We start from the raw sequence: 17,123 nt of genomic DNA on the forward strand, positions 1-17,123 counted from the left end.
CATGGCTCTCCAGGTCCTGCGTACGGTGGATGAGGTGAAGGCGTGGGTGGCGTCCGTGCGCCGTGAGGGGCGCCGGCTCGCGCTGGTGCCCACCATGGGCTACCTGCACGAGGGCCACCTGTCGCTCATGCGCGAAGGGCGCAAGCGGGCCGACGTGGTGGCCGCCTCCATCTTCGTCAACCCGACCCAGTTCGGTCCCAAGGAGGACCTGGGGCGCTACCCGCGTGACTTTCAGGGCGACCTGGCCAAGTGCGCCAGCGCGGGCGTGGAGGTCGTCTTCGCGCCCGAGCCGTCCGTCATGTACCCGCCGGGCTATCAGACGTACGTGGAGGTAACGGAGGTGAGCCAGGGGCTGTGCGGCGCTCGGCGGCCCGGGCACTTCCGGGGCGTGGCCACCATCGTCACGCAGCTCCTGTGCCTGTTCCGGCCGGACGTGTCCCTGTTCGGAGAGAAGGACTACCAGCAGCTCCAGGTGATCAAGGCCCTGAACCGGGACCTGCACCTGGGCGGTGAAGTGCTGGGCATGCCCACGGTGCGCGAGGCGGACGGGCTGGCGATGAGCTCGCGCAATGCCTACCTCACTGCGGAGGAGCGGCAGCGGGCCCTGGCCATCTCACGGGGGCTCCAGGCGGCGCAGGCGCTGCACCGGGCCGGTACCTCGGACGGGGTGGCGCTCACCGAGGCGGTGCGCCGGGAACTTCGAGCGGCGGAGCTGCGGGAAGACTACGTGGAGCTGGTGGACGCCGAGCGCTTGACGTCTCTGTCCGCGGTCCAGCCGGGCCAGCCAGCGCGCCTGCTCGTGGCCGCCTTCTGCGGTGCTACACGGCTGATCGACAACCAGCCCATCGGAGGTTAGAGGACGCGCATATGGCTGGGGGCAAGGCGAAGGGGGTGGGGAGCGAGCCGGGGGTGCGAGTCATCGCCGAGAACCGGAAGGCTCGCGCCGCCTACACGGTGGACGAGAAGCTCGAGGCAGGGCTGCAGCTCCAGGGCAGCGAGGTGAAGGCCCTGCGCGAAGGCACGGCCAACCTGTCGGACGCCTACGCGCTCCCCAAAGGCAGCGAGCTGTATCTGCTGAATGCCCACATTGGCTCCTACAAGCCGGCCAATGTGTTCACCCATGAGCCCACGCGGGGGCGCAAGCTGCTGCTCCATCGCGCGGAAATCGACCGCTGGGCAGCGAAGGTGCGAGAGCGCGGTTATTCCATCATCCCGCTTGTGCTGTACTTCAAGAATGGGCGGGCCAAGGTGGAGCTGGGGCTCTGCCGCGGCAAATCGCACGAAGACCGGCGACAGGACATCAAGGAACGGGAGACGAAGCGGGAGATGGACCGGGAAGTGCGCCGTCGCTGAAGACGGCCTCCAGTCCCGCCTTGGATACGGATGGACAAGAAGGGTCCCGACAAGAAGGAGCGGCTGCTGGCCGCTCTCGAGCAGGGCATGGTGATGATTCACTTGGACGCGCGCCGCCCGGGGGTGCTCGTCCCGTCGGAACTGCGCAACGAGTCCCACCTGCGCCTCAACCTCTCCTATCGCTTTGATCCGCCGGATCTCTCGGTCACCGAGTGGGGCGTTCGCTCCACGCTGAGCTTCGGTGGCAAGCGCTTCACCGTGGCGGTGCCCTGGTCGGCGCTGTTCGCCATCGCCAGCCACGTGACGAAGGAGCTGTTCTGGATGTACCCGGACGACATGCCGGCGGAACTGCTCCAGCAGACGATGGTGACGACCAAGGTGTCCACGCAGGAGGTGGTGCCCACGCCCGCGCCGGCTCCCGCGTCGGCGGAGGCGCGTCCCAGGGCGGTGCTCCGGGAGGTGCCCAGCGGTGAGGGCAAGGAGCCCGAGCCCGAGGGACCTCGGGACGAGCCGCCCACGCCACGCAAGGGCCACCTGCGCCTGGTGAAGTGAGGCGCGCGCTAGCGCTGCTTCTGCAACTTCACGTCGAAGTGCGCCGGGGCGCCACCGGTGAAGGTTCCCTTCCACGGCTTGTAGCCCGGCAGTGAGACCTGCACAGGGATGTCCGCGCCCGCCGGGTAGACATTGTCCATGAGCAGCGGCGTGGTGCCCTTGTCCTCGCCATTCACCCGTACCTGGGCTCCCTCGGGCTGGCTGCGGACGATGAGCGGCGGCAGCTCGGCGGGGGTGGTGGATAAGGTGGTGCGCACCATGTTCTCGGCACTCGGCAGCAGCACCTTGAGGTGGGGCAGGGCATAGTACCCACCCGCCACGAGCACCCCCAGCACGCCCAGTCGCAACGCCCATCGCACCCAGGGCGAGCGCCGATCCGGCTCCCAGAGCGTCTCCTGACGGGCCGCTCGCTCCTGCAACTCGAGCTTCTCCTCGGGGATCTCCACCGCGCTGAGCGGAGCCGCCGCCAGGGGCGCGGGACCCTGGCTGGTCAGGTTCGCGGCGCAGCGATCACACGGCGCGTAGGCCGAGGGCAGGGGCGAGTCGCAGCGCACACAGCGGAAGGACGGGGCAGGCTCTTGCGCGGGATGCGCTGCCACCCCTGGATACGTCCTCGCGAGGGCGGGCTCCGCGGAGACATCCTCGGATGGCCCATTCACCCCTTGCCCCGAGAGGTCGAGCTCCAGGGAGGGGAGGGCGTTCGCGCCCGGCTGGGTGTCGACGGGGACAACGGGAGAGGGAGGCGAGATGAGCCGCCCGCTCATGCTCAGCTCCCGAGACCCAGGCGCCAGGGACCACTCGGCGGACGCCTCGATGCCCCGGATTCCAGGGGGAGGAGCCGCAGGGGGAGGCGCGGGAGGAGACGCGCGAGGAGCCGCCGCGAGAGGAGGCTGCGCGGCCGCGGGCTCCCGTGCCGCCTCGGCCTGCTCGAGCAGGGTGGGGGGCAGGTTCAGCTTGGCGAGGAAGTCCGCCAGCGCGTGAGAGGTGGCGGGCTCTCCAGCGCGGGCGAGGTAGCGCGCGAGCGCCTCGGCCATGGCCTCTGGCTGGGCGAAGCGCGCCTCGGGCTGCTTGGCCAGCGCGCGCATCACCACCTCGACCAGGGGCTCGGGCACGTGGGTGAGGGGCGGAGGCTCGCGCTGGGCGATGGCCATGGCGACGATGATCGCCTCGGACGAGTCGCTGAAGGGGTGCTGCCCGGTGAGCAGCTCATAGAGGACGATGCCCAGGGAGAACTGATCGCTGGCGGCGGTGGCGGGCGCGCCAGTGACGACCTCGGGCGCGGCGTAGGAGGGCTTGCCCTTGAAGACGCCGGGCTGGGTGCCGTTGGAGACGCCTTCCAGCCGGGCGATGCCGAAGTCCGTCACCTTTACCTCACCCTCGCGGGACACGAGGATGTTGGACGGGGAGATGTCACGGTGGGCGGTGAGCACCGGCCGCCCGTTGTGAGTGCGCCGGTAGGCGTGGATGAGGCCGGCGAGCGCCTGGGCCCCGATGAAGGCCACCAGGTGCGGGGGAAAGCGCGTGCCCTGCCTCTTCGCGCGGCGGATCAGCGCGCCCAGATCCCACCCGTTCACCAGCTCCATCACCAGGAACAGGCCGTCGGCGTCGGTGCCCACGTCGTACACGCTGACGAGGTTCTGGTGGTGCAGGTGCGTGGCCAGCTTGGCCTCGGAGAGGAACATCTTGGCGATGCCCTCCTCCTTGGCCAGGTACGGAAGGATGCGCTTGATGGCGACGTGCTTCTCGAAGCCCTCGGCGCCTCGGGACAGGCCCAGGAACAGCTCCGCCATGCCTCCAGAGGCCAGGGGCCGCACGAGCCGGTAGCGTTCGTTCACGGCAGCTCCCTCCGGTCCCTCAGCCCTGGGGCTGGGTGATGTCGCGCAGGAGCTGCCAGGGGTAGATGCCGGTGCTGTGCCCGTCGCTGAAGGTGAAGGTCAGCGCGTAGTTGCCCACCGGCTGCAGCGCCTGGACGCGGGTGTCCGCGGGCACGCGGTTCGGGTCGAGGGTGCGCTGGTGAGTCCACTCGTCCACGCAGGCGGCGCACGGACACTGCTGGCGCAGCACCTGCGCGGAGGCGGAGGTGTGGACTCCATCATCCCAGGTCAGCGTCAGGCGCATGCTGTCCGGTGCGAGCTGGACGTCGGTGGCCTTGACGGGCTTGGGGGCTGGCTTGATGCGATCCCAGAAACTCACCGGTTCACCTTACCTGAATCTCACGAGGCGAGCTTCACAGGTTGGCGGTGGCCTTCCAGGCGCACACCCTTCTTCTGCAGCACGCGGCGCAGGGCCTCCACCACCTTGGGGTCGAGCTGCGCGCCGCTGAGCTTGTCGAGGATCTGCATGGCCTGCTCCAGCGGCATGGCCTTCTGGTAGGGGCGCGTGGAGGTACAGGCGTCGAAGGTGTCCGCGCAGGCGACGATGCGCGCCAGCATGGGAATCTCCTCGCCCTTGAGCTTGTCCGGGTAGCCACTGCCATCCCAGCGCTCGTGGTGGCTGCGCACGCAGGCGCGCACCGAGGTGAGGAAGCTCACCGGCCCGATGATGGAGTCACCGATGGCCGGGTGCTCGCGCATGATGGCCATCTCCGCGTCAGTGAGCCGCGACTGCTTGCAGAGGATGGACTCGACGATGCCGATCTTCCCGATGTCGTGGAGGATGCCGCCATACTGGAGCTGCTTGAGCTGGCGCTCGGGCAGGGTCAGCTCCCGGCCGATCTCCACCGCCACGTCTCCCACTCGCTGGCTGTGGCCGCGGGTGTAGGCGTCCTTGGAGTCGATGGAGTTGGCCAGCGCGACGATGGTCTCCAGGTAGCCCTGCTCCAGGCTCTCGTAGAGCCGGCGGTTCTCCATGTCGTAGGCCATGAGCTGCTTGCTCATGTAGTTGAACGTCTGGGCCAGCTCGCCCAGCTCGTTCTTCTGGCGGATCTCCACCTCGGCGCCGAACTTGCCGCCGGCCAGCTCCAGCGCCTTGGCGGTGAAGTTCTTCAGGGGGCGCGTGAGGTTGCGAGAGAAGACGGCGGCCAGCACCAGCGCCACGAGGATGGCGCCGCCCAGGGCCATCAGGATGCGCCGCTCCATGGAGCCTACCTGGTGGTAGGCCTGCACCACCGGCTGCTCGGAGACGATGGCCCAGCCCAACTCGGGCAGCACCGTGTAGGCGGCCACCGTGGCGTCCTTGCCCTTGCCGAAGTTGCCGACGTGGAAGTGCTCCGAGTCGGGCGAGTGGGTGAGCTGCCGCAGCAGGTGCTCCACGGGGCCGCGCTGGGAGATGTCCGGGTTCTCTCCGAGCGCCGCGCCGCCCGCCAGCAGGTGGCCGTGGCGGTCCGTCACATAGAAGAAGCCGCTGGAGCCCACGCGCTCCTGAAGGAGGAGCTCCTGCAGGCCCGCGAGGGACAGGTCCGCGGCGATGTAGCCCTTGACCGGCTCGCCCACGGGGAAGGCCAGCGTCAGCACCGGGACGTGCTGGGGCCCCTGATGCACCACCTCCGCGTAGCTCATGCCGGTGAGGCCCTGGAGCAGGGCGCGGGCGCGCGCCTCGTGCTCGGCCACCGCGGTGGGAGGCAGGTCATTCACGGCGAAGGCCTGCAGGCCCGGCATCCGCTCGCCCTGCGCGGTGAAGACGGTGATGGCCAGCACCTCACGGTGTTGGCTGAGCACCGAGCCCAGCAGCGCGCGCTGCTGAACCGGCGGGTGCGTGAAGAAGGCGGTGTTGGTCAGCGCCACCACTGCTTCGGTGGGCTCGGACAGGAGGTTGTCGAGCTTCAGCCGCAGCTGCTTGACGCGCTCTTGCGCCAGCTCCTGCGCGTCGCGCACGAGCAGCTCGCGGGTGTGGGAGACAGACAGCCACCCCACCATCAGCGTGGGGATGATGCTGGCCACGAGCATCAGCAGGAGGATGGCTTTGAAGAGGCGCACGCGTTCTCGTCCCTGATGCTATTTCCAGCTGGGCTCGCCTACCTGGAGCTTCACGCGATCCTCGATGAGTTCGAAGAGGCGCTCGGCGGATGCGTCGGATTTCTGGCTTTCACCCAGGGCTCGCACCGTCCATCGATAACGGCCGGCGGGGAGCGCTGGCAATTGCCACTGTGTGGCGGGCACGGTCTGGCGCAGGGGCGGGCCCTGGACGGGGTGTACCTCCACCTCGTACTGCTTGGCGCCAGGGACGGGGCGCCACGCCAGCGTCACCGGGCCCAGCTGGCCCTTGATGGGCGTGAACTTGAGCTTCTGGCCCTCGCTGGGAGAGCGGAGCTGGGGCACCTCCAGCGGAGGGGCGGGAGGAGGTGGCGGCTGCCCCTTCTCCACGCGCACCGTCTCACCGGGGCTGACCGGCCGGGTGACGCTCTCGGCGTTGACGCGCACCGGCGGCCCCGACTGGACGGAGACGGTGGTGTCCCCGCCCTCGCTCACCTTCACCTGGAAGGAGGAGGGCTGGCCCGTGCCCGGAGACAGCAGGGCCCAGGCGTTGTCGGCGGCCTTGGCGGCGGACTGGTAGTCGGCGGACTGGAAGTGCGCCTCGGCCTCTCGCAGCTTGGCCGAGGCCTCCTCGCGCCGGGTGGCCTGGCGGTCCGCCTGAGCTACGGCGCTGCGCGCGGTCTCCAGCGCGCTCAGGGCCCGGGCCCGGTCCTCCTCGGGCGGCAGCTTGAGCTTGGTGCCAGGAGCCACGGCGTCCGAGGTCAGCTGGTTGAGCGCCCGGAGCTCACTGGCGCCCTTGGGGTCTCCCAGCGTGCGCTCGGCGACCTGGGCCAGCGACTCACGCTCGTTCACCACGACCAACCGCTCCGCGGGCGTGGCCGAGAGCCAGACCAGGAGGAAGAGGGCGCTTCTCATTGGAATACGATCTCCCTTCCCGCCTGGACGGTGGCCGAAGGCGTGGAGACGGAGAGCGACTGGGTGGAGGGCGTCTCCAGCGCGGCGTCCACCTGCCCCTTGAGCAGGGTGAGGTCCGTGCGCTGCTGGCCCGGCCGTGGCCGCGTCTCGGCGATACCGATCAGCGCATCCTCTCCCAGGTTCACCCGGCCCCCATTGCCGAAGACGATGCGCGCGCTGGCCCCCGCGGCGGTGCGCACCTTGTCATTCTCGAAGAGGGGCATGCCGTCTTGCGCGGAGATCCATTCATCTCCCACGACCCGCTTGAGCTTCACATCCCCCCGCACCTCCCGCAGGTGCGCGCGTGGCTCCGGCGCCTTCGGCGGGGTCGCGGAGGGCGCGGGTGGCTTCTCATCGGCGGTGCAGCCGAAGGGCATGGCCGAGAGCGCGAGGGCGAGGAGCATGAAGGAGCGGCGACCGGTCACGAGAGGTTCCAGGGCGCGCAGTGTAGCCCGGGAGCCACCGTGCTCGCACGGGCCGATCATTCCCCGCCCGTTAATCCACCAGGCGGCGGTGCTGCAGGCACGGCAGGTTGCGGCGGATGCGGGCCTGGAGGTCCGGGTCCACCGGCGCCAGCGCCAGCCCCTCTCCCTCCGAGGCCCGCGCGGTGACGAGCCCCCATGGGTCCACCACCATGGCGTGACCATAGGTGACGCGCTTGTCGGAGTGCCGCCCACCTTGTGCGGGGGCGATGACGTAGCACTGGTTCTCGATGGCGCGGGCGCGCAGCAGCACCTCCCAGTGGTCCTTGCCCGTCATCAAGGTGAAGGCCGCTGGCACCGCCAGCATGGTGGCTCCCTGAGCGACCAGGCGTCGGTACAGCTCCGGGAAGCGCAGGTCGTAGCAGACGGAGAGCCCCAGCCGGCCCACCTCCGTGGTGGCCGCCACCACCTCTGTGCCGGGAGCCACCACCGCGGACTCGTGGTAGGTCGCCCCGTCTCCCACATCCACATCGAACAAGTGCATCTTGCGGTAGACGCCCAGCCGCTCGCCGTCCGGCCCGAAGAGGGTGCTGGTGTTGTAGAGGCGGCCGCCCGGGGCTCCGGTCTCGAGGATGGAGCCGGCCAGCACGGTGATGTTCTGCTCACGGGCCACCTCCGCCATGCGGGACAGGGTGGGGCCCTCCAGGGACTCGGCGGCGCTGGGACGTTCGACCTCGGAGCCCATCCAGCTGAAGTTCTCGGGCAGCCCCACCAGACGGGCTCCCAACTTCGCCGCCTGCCGGACGAGCCGGGTGGCGACTTCGAGGTTGTAGGCCTTGTCCGCGGTGGACACCATCTGAGCGGCGGCGATCAGGTGCATGGGGGCGTTATAACGGGATGGAGGGCGTGGAACCCTTGGGAATCATTGTCCTTGGGGGCCGTGTTCTACCTTGAGCATGGGTGCGTCATCCTTTACACGCCGTCTGGGCGTGTGCTAGGGGACCCGCCCGACATTTTTCGACGGCAGTTCTTCGAAAAGTGGGCCGACGTGCCCGCTTTTCTTTTTTTGGAGCCAGGTTTCCGGACGCATGGCGGAGAGCAACTTCAAGCAGACGGTGGAAGAGCGGGCGATGAGCCTGCTGGAGCCCATCGTTGCGGGCGAGGGGCTGGAACTCGTCGACCTCGAGTTCCTCCGCGAGCGCGAGGGGTGGGTGTTGCGCCTGTTCATCGACAAGCCTGGCGGTCGGGTGGGCTTGGACGAATGCACGCAGGTGTCCCGGGCGGTGGAGCCAAGCCTGGACGTCGAGGATTTCATCCCCAACGAGTACAACCTCGAGGTCTCCAGCCCCGGGGTCAACCGGCCTCTGAAGAAGCCGGCCCACTACGCGCGGGTGAAGGGACAGAAGGTCAAGGTGAAGACCTTCGGTCCCATCGGCGACCCGCCCCGCAAGAACTTCACTGGCACGCTCGCTGAGGTGACAGGGGAGGACATCGCGGTCGAAGTGGAGGGGGCGGGCAGCTTCCGCATCCCCTTCAAGGACATCGCCAAGGCCAACCTGGAGTTCGAGTTCTAGCCGTCGACATACAGGGCGCGCCGTGGAGCGGCGGGCCCGTGGACCCTTTTAGGAGAACGAAGACCATGCCTGCTCAAGCCAACCCCGCCGTCAACCTCAACCTCGTCCTCGACCAGGTCGCCAAGGACAAGGGCATCGAGAGGGGTGTGCTGATCGCGACCCTCGAGGACGCGATGAAGACCGCGGCCAAGAAGCACTTCGGCCAGGACCGCAACCTCGAGGCGAAGTACGACCCGGAGAAGGGCGTGGTGGAGCTGTTCCAGGCCATCGTCGTGGTGGATGAGATCACCGACCCGGTGCAGGCGGTGAACCAGATCCTCCTGGGCGAGGCCCGCAAGAAGGGCATGGAGGTCGAGGCCGGCGACGAGCTCGTCTTCCAGATCTTCTACCGCGACGAGGACGCCGCCGAGGCGAAGGCGCAGGACGACCAGTACGGGGACATCCTCCGGCTGAAGACGTTCCGCCGTGGCTTCGGCCGCATCGCCGCGCAGACGGCCAAGCAGGTCATCCTCCAGCGCACGCGGGATGCGGAGCGCGAGAACGTCTTCAACGAGTACAAGGACCGCAAGAACGAGATCGTCACGGGCATCGCCCGCCGGTTCGAGCGCGGCAACATCATCGTGGACCTGGGCCGCGCCGAGGCGGTGCTGCCGGTGCGCGAGCAGGTGCCGCGCGAGACGTACCGCCCGGGTGACCGCGTGCAGGCCTACGTGCTGGACGTGCTGCGCGAGTCCAAGGGCCCTCAGATCGTCCTGAGCCGCGCCTCGGTGAACCTGCTGACGAAGCTCTTCGAGATGGAGGTGCCCGAGATCGCCGAGGGCATCGTCGTCATCGAGGCGGCGGCGCGCGAGCCGGGCGGCCGGGCGAAGATCGCCGTGAGCAGCCGGGACGCGGACGTCGACCCGGTGGGCGCGTGCGTGGGCATGAAGGGCAGCCGCGTGCAGGCGGTGGTGCAGGAGCTGCGCGGCGAGAAGATCGACATCGTCCCCTACGACGAGGATCCGGCCCGCTTCGTGTGCGCCGCGCTGGCGCCCGCCGAGGTCAGCCGCGTCATCATCGACGAGGCCAACCACGCCATGGAGCTCATCGTCCCGGACGACCAGCTCTCCCTGGCCATCGGGCGGCGCGGGCAGAACGTGCGCCTGGCGGCCCAGCTGACGGGCTGGAAGCTGGACATCAACAGCGAGAGCCGCGTGCGCGAGATGCGCGAGTTCGCCAACCGCTCGCTCGGCGCGCTGCCCGGCATCAACGAGATGCTCATCGAGACGCTCTACGCCCATGGCTTCCGGCAGGCCAAGGACGTGGCCGAGGCCAGCCCCGATGTGCTCTCGCAGATTCCGGGCTTGGACCCCGCGCGCATCCCCGCGATGCAGGAGGCGGCGCGCAAGCAGATGGTGGACGACGCGGCCGAGCTGTCGCGCATGGACCACGAGCGGGAGCAGGCGCGCATCGCCGAGGCCCGCCGCCACCCGGATGAGCTGAGTCAGGCCGAGAGAATGGCTCGCGTCCGCGGCCTCGGCGAGAAGACCATCGAGGCGCTCATGTCCACCGGTTACAAGACGGTGGAGGAGATCGCCAACGAGAAGGATCTCCAGAAGCTCGGCGACGTGCCGGGCGTCGGAATCAAGAAGGCCCGCCAGCTCAAGAGCGCGGCCGAGAACTACCTGGTGGAGGAGGCCAAGCTCCGGGCCGAGCTCAATGCCGAGCGCGGGCTGCCTCCTCCCTCCGCGTCCGGGAGCGCGGAAGTCGCCAAGTCCCCGTAAGCTGTCCGGCCGGAGGGTGGGATGAGCCCGAAGTCCCGTTCCGGCCCCTCGCAGGGCCCTCTGCCAGAAGGGCCCGTTCGCAGCTGTGTCGGCTGCGGAGCCCGGCGCTCACAAGCCGAGCTCACCCGGGTCGCCTTGGACCCGGAAGGTGAAGTGGTGGTGGACAAGGAGAGGCGGCTGCCCGGCAGGGGCGCCTACCTCTGCGGTGCCGGGTGTCTGACGGCGGCGCTCAAGCGGAAGGCCTTCGGGCGGGCCTTTCGAGGAAGGGCGGGCAAGGTTGACCCGCTGAAGCTCGGGCAGGCGTGGGAGTCTGGCTCGGGGCCTTGAGGGGTGGCGAGGGGGAGTGGGTGTTAAGGACCACTCGCACACATTTTTGGATTAGGGTGCTGCGCCCCGGTATCGGCGGAGCAGAAGGCCAAGCAACGTATGTCGAAGAAGCGCGTTCACGAAATCGCCAAAGAGCTCAAGAACCACGGCATCGAGCTCGACAACAAGGAGGTCGTCACCGAGCTCGCGGCGCTCGGTTACGACGTCAAGAGCCATTCGTCCTCGCTCGATGACGATCAGGCCACGGCTGCGGTCCAGAAGATCTTGGACAAGCGCAAGCCGAAGCAGGCCGCACCGCCGGTGACGGCCAAGGGCTTCGTGGTGCGCCGCAAGGTCGGCCCGCCCGCCGGAGCCACGAGCGAGCAGGCCCCCGAGGCGGCCTCCGAGGCTTCACAGGCGGCTCAGCCCGAGCCCGAGGTGGAGGCTCCTCGCGTCGCCGCGCAGCCCGAGCCCGAGCCTGAGGTCGAGGCTCCTCGCGCCGCCGCGCAGCCCGAGCCAGTAGCCGAGGCGCCGAAGGCTCCCGCGCAGCCCGAGCCTGCCACCACCGAGGCTCCTCGCGCCGCCGCGCAGCCCGAGCCTGTGGCCGAGGCGCCGAAGGCTCCCGCGCAGCCCGAGCCTGCCACCACCGAGGCTCCTCGCGCCGCCGCGCAGCCCGAGCCCGTGGCTGAGGCGCCGAAGGCTCCCGCGCAGCCCCAGCCCGCCGTCGAGGCGCCCCGGGCCGCCGTGCAGCCGCCGGTCTCCACGCCGCCGCGTTCTCCCGTTCAGGAAAGGTCTTCCTTGCCCACGACTCCCCCGCGCACGCCGGTTCCTCCGACAGTCCGGACGCCCGGCACGCAGGCGACCGTCATCTCCCGTCCGGCGCCCGGCATGTCCGGTCGTCCCGGTGGTCCGTCCCAGGGGGGTCGTCCCGGTGGTCCGGGTGGCCGTCCTGGCGCGCCGATGCATGGCGGTCGTCCGGGTGGTCCCGGGCAGCAGCACCGGCCGGGTGGTCCCGGTCAGTACCGTTCGAGTGGTGGCCCGGGCTCCGGTCCGGTGCGTCCCACCTCTTCGCCGGGAATTGGCGGTGGCGCTCAGGCTTCGGCCTCGCCGACCCAGCCCGGGCAGCCGCCCGTCATGGTCGGCGGCGTGCCGCACGCCCCGGTCTCGCAGGAGCAGCGCCAGATGCGCCCCACGGCCACCCAGGCCGTCGTCATCTCGCGCCCGCTCATCCAGGTTCGCCGCGTAACGCCCACGACGTCCGCGCAGAAGCAGTACCCGATGGCGCCGGGCAAGAAGGCCATCGGCGAGGTGCGCGAGTTCAAGGTCGTCCCGGATCACGCCGGTCGCGGCCGTGAGCTGGTCGACGTCTCCAAGAACAAGGACAAGGCGCCGCGCAAGAGGGGTGGACCCAATGACACGTCCATCTCCAAGCAGGAGCTGACGGACCTGGTCTGGGGTCGCGTCAACATCCCCGTTCGCGGCAAGAAGAAGAAGCCGACGAAGAAGGGCGCCAAGACGCAGATCACCCAGATGGCCGAGGAGAAGAAGGTCATCAAGCTCCAGGAGGGCATCAGCGTGTCCGACCTGGGTCAGCGCATGGGTATCCGCACCGCGGACATCATCAAGAAGCTGATGGGTCTGGGGAAGATGGCCACCGCCAACCAGATGGTGGACGCGGACACCGCGGAGCTCATCGCCACCGACTACGGCTGGAAGGTGGACCGGGTGGGCTTCGAGGTGGAGGACTACCTGCCCGAGGTGGAGCTGAAGCCCGAGGACGAGCGCACCCGTCCGCCGGTCGTCACCGTCATGGGCCACGTCGACCACGGAAAGACGAGCCTGCTGGACGCCATCCGCTCGGCCAACGTGGCCTCGGGCGAGGCGGGCGGCATTACGCAGCACATCGGCGCCTACAGCGTCACCACCAAGCGCGGTGACCTGACGTTCCTGGACACCCCGGGCCACGAGGCCTTCACGTCCATGCGCGCTCGCGGCGCCAACGTGACGGACATCGTCATCCTGGTGGTGGCCGCGGACGACGGCGTGATGCCTCAGACGATCGAGGCCATCAAGCACGCCAAGGCCGCCGAGGTCCCCATCGTCGTCGCCATCAACAAGATGGACGTGCCGGGCGCCAACCCGGACCGCGTGAAGAAGGACCTGGCCAGCCACGAGCTGGTGCCCGAGGAGTGGGGCGGCGAGACCATCATGGTCCCCGTCTCCGCCAAGCAGAAGATGGGCTTGGACCTGCTGCTGGAGAACGTCGTGCTGCAGGCCGAGGTGCTCGAGCTGACGAGCAACCCGGCTCGTCCGGCGGTGGGCGCCATCATCGAGGCCAAGCTGGATCGCGGTCGTGGCCCCGTGGCCACCGTGCTGGTGCAGGAGGGCACGCTGCGGTTGGGCGATGCCATCGTCACTGGCACCCACTACGGGCGCGTTCGCGCGATGAACAACAGCCGCGGCGAGATGGTGAAGGAAGTGCTGCCGGGCTACTGCGCGGAGGTCATCGGCCTGTCGGGCGTGCCCACCGCGGGTGACGCCATCAACGTGGTGGCGGACGAGAAGGCGGCCAAGCAGATCGGCGATCACCGCGGCATGAAGGAGCGTCAGGCGGACCTCAGCAAGGTCAGCCGCGAGACGCTGGATCAGCTCTTCGCCAAGACGAAGGCGGGCGGCGGTCCCAAGGAGCTGCGCGTCGTCATCAAGGCGGACGTGCAGGGCTCGGCCGAGGCCGTCAAGCAGGCGGTGCAGAAGCTGGCCACCCACAAGGTCAAGGTGGAGGTCATCCACACCGGCGTGGGTGCCATCACCGAGTCGGACGTGATGCGCGCGGCTGCTTCCAAGGGCCTGGTGCTGGGCTTCAACGTGAAGCCGGAGTCGGGCGCGGAGTCGGCGGCCAAGGCTCAGGACGTCACGCTGCAGGGCTACAGCATCATCTACGAGCTCATCGACGGTGTGCGCACGGCCATGGAGGAGCTGCTGGAGCCCATCCGCACCGAGCGCAAGCTGGGTCGCGCGGAGGTCCGCAACACCTTCAACGTGCCGAAGCTGGGCACCATCGCCGGTGCGGCGGTGCTGGAGGGTGTCATCCGCCGCGGCGCCTTCGTGCGCCTCATGCGCGAGAACAAGCAGCTGTTCTCCGGAAAAATGGCGTCGCTCAAGCGCTTCAAGGACGACGTCAAGGAAGTGGCGCAGGGCTTCGAGTGCGGTATCGGCATCGAGAACTACAACGACCTCAAGCAGGGCGACATCATCGAGGCCTACGAGATCGAGGAGACGCGCCAGAGCCTGACGTAAGCCCATCGTCGCCTTCGGCGCAGTTCACCGTTGGCCCCGGCGGCTGGCCCAAGTGCCGCCGCCGGGCAGAGGGCCCGTCATGTTCGTGTGTGTCTCACGTCTCACCCTTCAGATTCCCGAGAGCGGCTCGCTCAAGGCCAAGCGTCAGGTGCTTCGTCGGGTGACGGAGCGGGTGAAGGCCCGCTTCAACGTCGCCGTGGCGGAGGTGGACGACCAGGACCTCTGGCAGAAGGCCTCCATCGCTCTCGCCGTGGTGGGCAACGAGCGCCGCCACGTGGATGAGCAGATGGAGAAGATCATCCACTTCGTGGAGGAGATGTACGTCGCTCCCCTCATCTCCCGGGAGAAGGAGATCCTCGCGCTCGGGGACAAGCTCTTCTCGCACGAGCTGGCGCCGGAGGCTCCCGAGGCGGGAGACACGGAAGAAGCGCCGGAAGGGGAGCAGGAGGGCTTGAGCCCCGATGAGCTGATTGCCAGCTTGAACCGGGCGGAGCGCTCCATGGCGGAGGCCGAGGGGATGGGGGACTGGGAACGGCGGCACGAGGGGCAGGAGGGCCGGGAAGGCACGGGCAAGCCTGCTCCCTCGCGGGGCGGCCCGTTGACGCTGGATGAAGCCCGGGTACGCGCGCGCAACCTGCGCAACCCCCGGGACTGGGAGAAGAAATGAGTACGCATTCGCGACCGGAGCGCGTGGGCCAGGAGATCCAGGCCGCCATTGGCCAGATCCTCACCCGCGGCGAGCTGCGCGACCCGCGCATCGGCTTCATCACCATCACCGGAGTGAAGGTCTCGCCGGACCTGCGCGTGGCCCGCGTCTTCTACTCGATGCTGGGCACCGAGAAGGAGCGCGAGGACACGCAGAAGGGCTTGGAGGCAGCCAAGGGCTTCATCCGCCGGGAGGTGACGTCGGTGGTGAACCTGCGGGTGTCCCCGGAGATCTTCTTTTCCTTCGATGCGTCGGTGGGCGAGGGCGACAAGATCGACCGGCTGCTGCGCGAGGTCCGCGAGAAGGAAGGCTGGTAACCGCGTCGCGCGGCATCCATGATGTAAGGCAGTCATGGACGGCGTTCTGGTCATCGACAAGCCCTCGGGTCCCACCTCGTTCGACGTGGTGCGGCAGGTACGTGCGCTGCTGAAGGTGAAGAAGGCGGGGCACACCGGCACGTTGGATCCGATGGCCACGGGCGTCCTGCCCCTCTGCCTGGGAGACGCCACCAAGGTGGCGGGCTTCATCACCGAGGGGGACAAGGCCTACGAGGCCACGGTGCGCCTGGGCGTGGAGACGGACACCCAGGATGCCCAGGGGAAGGTGATGGCGGAAGCGCCGGTGCCGCCCCTGACGTCCGCCATGCTGGAGACGGCGCTGGCGTCCTTCCGAGGCACCTTCGAGCAGGTGCCGCCCATGTTCTCGGCGGTGAAGGTGGATGGCAAGCGCCTGTACGAGTTGGCCCGGGCGGGCGAGGAGGTGGAGCGAGCGAGCCGCCAGGTGACGGTGTACGAGCTGGTGCTGCGCGACTTCTCGGCCAACACGCTGCGGCTCTCGGTGCGCTGCTCCAAGGGCTTCTTCGTCCGCACGCTGGCCTATGACCTGGGCCGGGCGCTGGGCTGCGGCGCCCACCTGGAGGCGCTGCGCCGCACCATGAGCGGCCCGTTCACGCTGTCCCAGGCGCTGCCGCTCTCGGAGCTGCCGAAGCTGGCGCAGGACCGGGCGGCCATCACCCCTCGCCTGCTGTCCGTGTCCGAGGCGCTGTCCAACCTGCCACCGCTCCGGGTGAGCGCGGCGGAGGCTGCCCGGGTCACCCACGGCGTGCCGCTGGAGGCGCCGCCCATGCCGGGCCGCGTCCGGGTGCTCGGGCCGGACGACAAGCTGCTGGCCGTCGCCGAGGTGGTGCGCGGCCGGCTCAGCTACCTGCGCGTGCTCGCCTGAAAGGGGGAGGCGCGTGGCCCGACCGCTCGACATCACCGTGGTGGTCGCTCCCTCCCTGCGCGGGGCCTTCGAGGGCCGGCAGGTGGTGAACCTGGGCGTGCCCGCCACGGCCCATGTGGGAGACGTGCTGGAGACGCTGCTGCGGCTCTACCCGCGCCTGAACAGCCTGCTGGCGGGGGACAAGGGGCCTCCGGGTGGGCGCTACCTGCACGTGGCGCTGGATGAGCACGCGAGCCGGGAACTGGCTCAGGGGCGGGGAGGGCTCGCTGCTGGACACAAAGTCTTCATCTTCGCCCTGTCCCGTCCTCCAGCGAGCAGCCGGACGAGCCTCGAAGGTTGACCGCCCGTGTAGGTGAAGCTTATAAGCCCCCCCGCTGTTAGTAGGGAAATGCCCGGTCTGTACCCCTCCGCGGACCGCGGCCTCTGAGCAGTTCCACCGGAGTGGGACGTAGAAAAGAGAGAACCATGTCGTTGCATCAGGAACGCAAGAGCGAGCTCGTTACGAAGTTCCGGACCCACGAGACGGACACCGGGTCTCCCGAGGTGCAGGTGGCGCTGCTGTCCGAGCGCATCAACATGCTCACCGAGCACTTCAAGACCCACAAGAAGGACCACCACTCTCGGCGCGGTCTGCTGAAGCTGGTGGGTCAGCGTCGTCGGCTCCTGGACTACCTGAAGACCAAGGACACCGTGCGCTACCGCAAGCTCATCGAGGGCCTCGGTATCCGCAAGTAGGCCTGTAGAACCCGGGGCGCTGGCATTCACCAGCGCCCCGCGCATTTGTTGGTTGTTGGAGAGAGGCGGGGCGAAGCAGGAGCAAGGGCGAGGGTGCTGTCGGAAGTTTTGGTTTCCGTTCGGAGTGGCTGACCGCTGTCGGCCCCCGCGATCAGGGATCAAAATTCCGCAGAATCCCTGCCGGCGCTCTCCAAGCGCCCCAATGTGCAGTCAGACCGCGGTTGCCCGATTCCGCCTGTCCAAGGCCCGGCGACCGCTCATCACCCAAAGCCCTCCGGCACGCGGACCCCACCCTCGCGGGTGCGAGGCGGGACGCGCACGGCAGGGGG

The 17,123-nt window shown here is 69.0% G+C and carries 18 protein-coding genes; 12 read left to right on the top strand and 6 right to left on the bottom strand.

All coding sequences use genetic code 11. The annotated features are described in order from the left end of the window. Position 1: 1 nt before the first annotated feature. From panC to SYV04_RS20190, 3 genes are read left to right on the top strand one after another with little or no spacing between them, the layout of a single operon-like run. The gene (gene panC / locus SYV04_RS20180) at positions 2-856 is read left to right on the top strand and encodes a pantoate--beta-alanine ligase (RefSeq protein WP_321547470.1); all 855 of its coding nucleotides are present in this window, start codon (positions 2-4) and stop codon (positions 854-856) included. An 11-nt stretch (positions 857-867) separates the two neighbouring features. Next, entirely contained in the window at positions 868-1,353 is a 486-nt protein-coding gene (gene smpB, locus SYV04_RS20185; protein ID WP_321547471.1) for an SsrA-binding protein SmpB, read from the top strand. A 30-nt stretch (positions 1,354-1,383) separates the two neighbouring features. Beyond that, entirely contained in the window at positions 1,384-1,905 is a 522-nt protein-coding gene (locus SYV04_RS20190; RefSeq protein WP_321547472.1) for a ClpXP protease specificity-enhancing factor SspB, read from the top strand. Positions 1,906-1,913: 8 nt separating this feature from the next. On the opposite strand, the gene SYV04_RS20195 is transcribed toward SYV04_RS20190, so the two are convergent. From SYV04_RS20195 to SYV04_RS20220, 6 genes are all read right to left on the bottom strand, one after another. Beyond that, positions 1,914-3,740, bottom strand: coding sequence for a serine/threonine-protein kinase (locus SYV04_RS20195; protein ID WP_321547473.1), 1,827 nt, complete (start codon positions 3,738-3,740; stop codon positions 1,914-1,916). Positions 3,741-3,759: 19 nt separating this feature from the next. Then, positions 3,760-4,098, bottom strand: coding sequence for a DUF971 domain-containing protein (locus SYV04_RS20200; protein ID WP_321547474.1), 339 nt, complete (start codon positions 4,096-4,098; stop codon positions 3,760-3,762). A gap of 20 nt (positions 4,099-4,118) precedes the next feature. Then, the gene (locus tag SYV04_RS20205) at positions 4,119-5,819 is read right to left on the bottom strand and encodes an HD domain-containing phosphohydrolase (RefSeq protein WP_321547475.1); all 1,701 of its coding nucleotides are present in this window, start codon (positions 5,817-5,819) and stop codon (positions 4,119-4,121) included. 18 nt (positions 5,820-5,837) lie between these two features. Continuing rightward, a complete protein-coding gene (locus SYV04_RS20210; protein ID WP_321547476.1) occupies positions 5,838-6,731 on the bottom strand; it encodes a LysM peptidoglycan-binding domain-containing protein in 894 nt (297 codons plus the stop codon). Further along, entirely contained in the window at positions 6,728-7,174 is a 447-nt protein-coding gene (locus tag SYV04_RS20215; RefSeq protein WP_321547549.1) for a FecR family protein, read from the bottom strand. Before SYV04_RS20215 ends, SYV04_RS20210 begins: the two co-directional genes overlap by 4 nt. 91 nt (positions 7,175-7,265) lie before the next feature. Beyond that, positions 7,266-8,072, bottom strand: a complete 807-nt coding sequence (locus SYV04_RS20220; protein WP_321547477.1) for a carbon-nitrogen hydrolase family protein — start codon at positions 8,070-8,072, stop codon at positions 7,266-7,268. 208 nt (positions 8,073-8,280) lie between these two features. Here SYV04_RS20220 and SYV04_RS20225 point away from each other — a divergent pair, with 208 nt between their 5' ends. The 9 genes from SYV04_RS20225 (at position 8,281) to rpsO (ending at position 16,794) form a co-directional block, all read left to right on the top strand. Next, positions 8,281-8,766 carry a ribosome maturation factor RimP gene (locus SYV04_RS20225; RefSeq protein WP_321547478.1) on the top strand — a complete coding sequence of 162 codons (486 nt, stop codon included), beginning with the start codon at positions 8,281-8,283 and terminating at the stop codon, positions 8,764-8,766. Between the two features lie 65 nt (positions 8,767-8,831). After that, positions 8,832-10,529: a transcription termination factor NusA gene (nusA, locus tag SYV04_RS20230; protein WP_321547479.1), complete on the top strand. Its 1,698-nt coding sequence runs from the start codon at positions 8,832-8,834 to the stop codon at positions 10,527-10,529. Between the two features lie 21 nt (positions 10,530-10,550). Beyond that, entirely contained in the window at positions 10,551-10,856 is a 306-nt protein-coding gene (locus tag SYV04_RS20235; RefSeq protein WP_321547480.1) for a YlxR family protein, read from the top strand. Between the two features lie 99 nt (positions 10,857-10,955). Further along, complete coding sequence (infB, locus tag SYV04_RS20240) at positions 10,956-14,132, top strand: translation initiation factor IF-2 (RefSeq protein WP_321547481.1); 3,177 nt, start codon at positions 10,956-10,958, stop codon at positions 14,130-14,132. Between the two features lie 79 nt (positions 14,133-14,211). Continuing rightward, positions 14,212-14,799: a DUF503 domain-containing protein gene (locus SYV04_RS20245; protein ID WP_321547482.1), complete on the top strand. Its 588-nt coding sequence runs from the start codon at positions 14,212-14,214 to the stop codon at positions 14,797-14,799. Next, positions 14,796-15,155, top strand: a complete 360-nt coding sequence (gene rbfA, locus SYV04_RS20250) for a 30S ribosome-binding factor RbfA (protein WP_321547483.1) — start codon at positions 14,796-14,798, stop codon at positions 15,153-15,155. The genes SYV04_RS20245 and rbfA overlap by 4 nt, the downstream gene beginning before the upstream one ends. A 34-nt stretch (positions 15,156-15,189) precedes the next feature. Next, positions 15,190-16,059: a tRNA pseudouridine(55) synthase TruB gene (gene truB / locus SYV04_RS20255; RefSeq protein WP_321547484.1), complete on the top strand. Its 870-nt coding sequence runs from the start codon at positions 15,190-15,192 to the stop codon at positions 16,057-16,059. Positions 16,060-16,072: 13 nt separating this feature from the next. After that, positions 16,073-16,399, top strand: coding sequence for a ubiquitin family protein (locus tag SYV04_RS20260; RefSeq protein WP_321547485.1), 327 nt, complete (start codon positions 16,073-16,075; stop codon positions 16,397-16,399). Positions 16,400-16,524: 125 nt separating this feature from the next. Beyond that, complete coding sequence (gene rpsO, locus SYV04_RS20265) at positions 16,525-16,794, top strand: 30S ribosomal protein S15 (protein WP_321547486.1); 270 nt, start codon at positions 16,525-16,527, stop codon at positions 16,792-16,794. Positions 16,795-17,123: the final 329 nt, after the last annotated feature.

It is taken from the genome of Hyalangium ruber (assembly GCF_034259325.1).
Lineage (GTDB): Bacteria > Myxococcota > Myxococcia > Myxococcales > Myxococcaceae > Hyalangium_A > Hyalangium_A rubrum.

Bases quoted from the DNA above. Each gene is read 5' to 3' on its own strand.
- panC (WP_321547470.1), top strand. From the start codon at position 2: ATGGCTCTCCAGGTCCTGCGTACGGTGGATGAGGTGAAGGCGTGGGTG.
- nusA (WP_321547479.1), top strand. From the start codon at position 8,832: ATGCCTGCTCAAGCCAACCCCGCCGTCAACCTCAACCTCGTCCTCGAC.
- SYV04_RS20190 (WP_321547472.1), top strand. From the start codon at position 1,384: ATGGACAAGAAGGGTCCCGACAAGAAGGAGCGGCTGCTGGCCGCTCTC.
- SYV04_RS20215 (WP_321547549.1), bottom strand. From the start codon at position 7,174: ATGCTCCTCGCCCTCGCGCTCTCGGCCATGCCCTTCGGCTGCACCGCC.
- smpB (WP_321547471.1), top strand. From the start codon at position 868: ATGGCTGGGGGCAAGGCGAAGGGGGTGGGGAGCGAGCCGGGGGTGCGA.
- rpsO (WP_321547486.1), top strand. From the start codon at position 16,525: ATGTCGTTGCATCAGGAACGCAAGAGCGAGCTCGTTACGAAGTTCCGG.
- SYV04_RS20245 (WP_321547482.1), top strand. From the start codon at position 14,212: ATGTTCGTGTGTGTCTCACGTCTCACCCTTCAGATTCCCGAGAGCGGC.
- truB (WP_321547484.1), top strand. From the start codon at position 15,190: ATGGACGGCGTTCTGGTCATCGACAAGCCCTCGGGTCCCACCTCGTTC.
- rbfA (WP_321547483.1), top strand. From the start codon at position 14,796: ATGAGTACGCATTCGCGACCGGAGCGCGTGGGCCAGGAGATCCAGGCC.
- SYV04_RS20235 (WP_321547480.1), top strand. From the start codon at position 10,551: ATGAGCCCGAAGTCCCGTTCCGGCCCCTCGCAGGGCCCTCTGCCAGAA.
- SYV04_RS20210 (WP_321547476.1), bottom strand. From the start codon at position 6,731: ATGAGAAGCGCCCTCTTCCTCCTGGTCTGGCTCTCGGCCACGCCCGCG.
- SYV04_RS20220 (WP_321547477.1), bottom strand. From the start codon at position 8,072: ATGCACCTGATCGCCGCCGCTCAGATGGTGTCCACCGCGGACAAGGCC.
- SYV04_RS20225 (WP_321547478.1), top strand. From the start codon at position 8,281: ATGGCGGAGAGCAACTTCAAGCAGACGGTGGAAGAGCGGGCGATGAGC.
- infB (WP_321547481.1), top strand. From the start codon at position 10,956: ATGTCGAAGAAGCGCGTTCACGAAATCGCCAAAGAGCTCAAGAACCAC.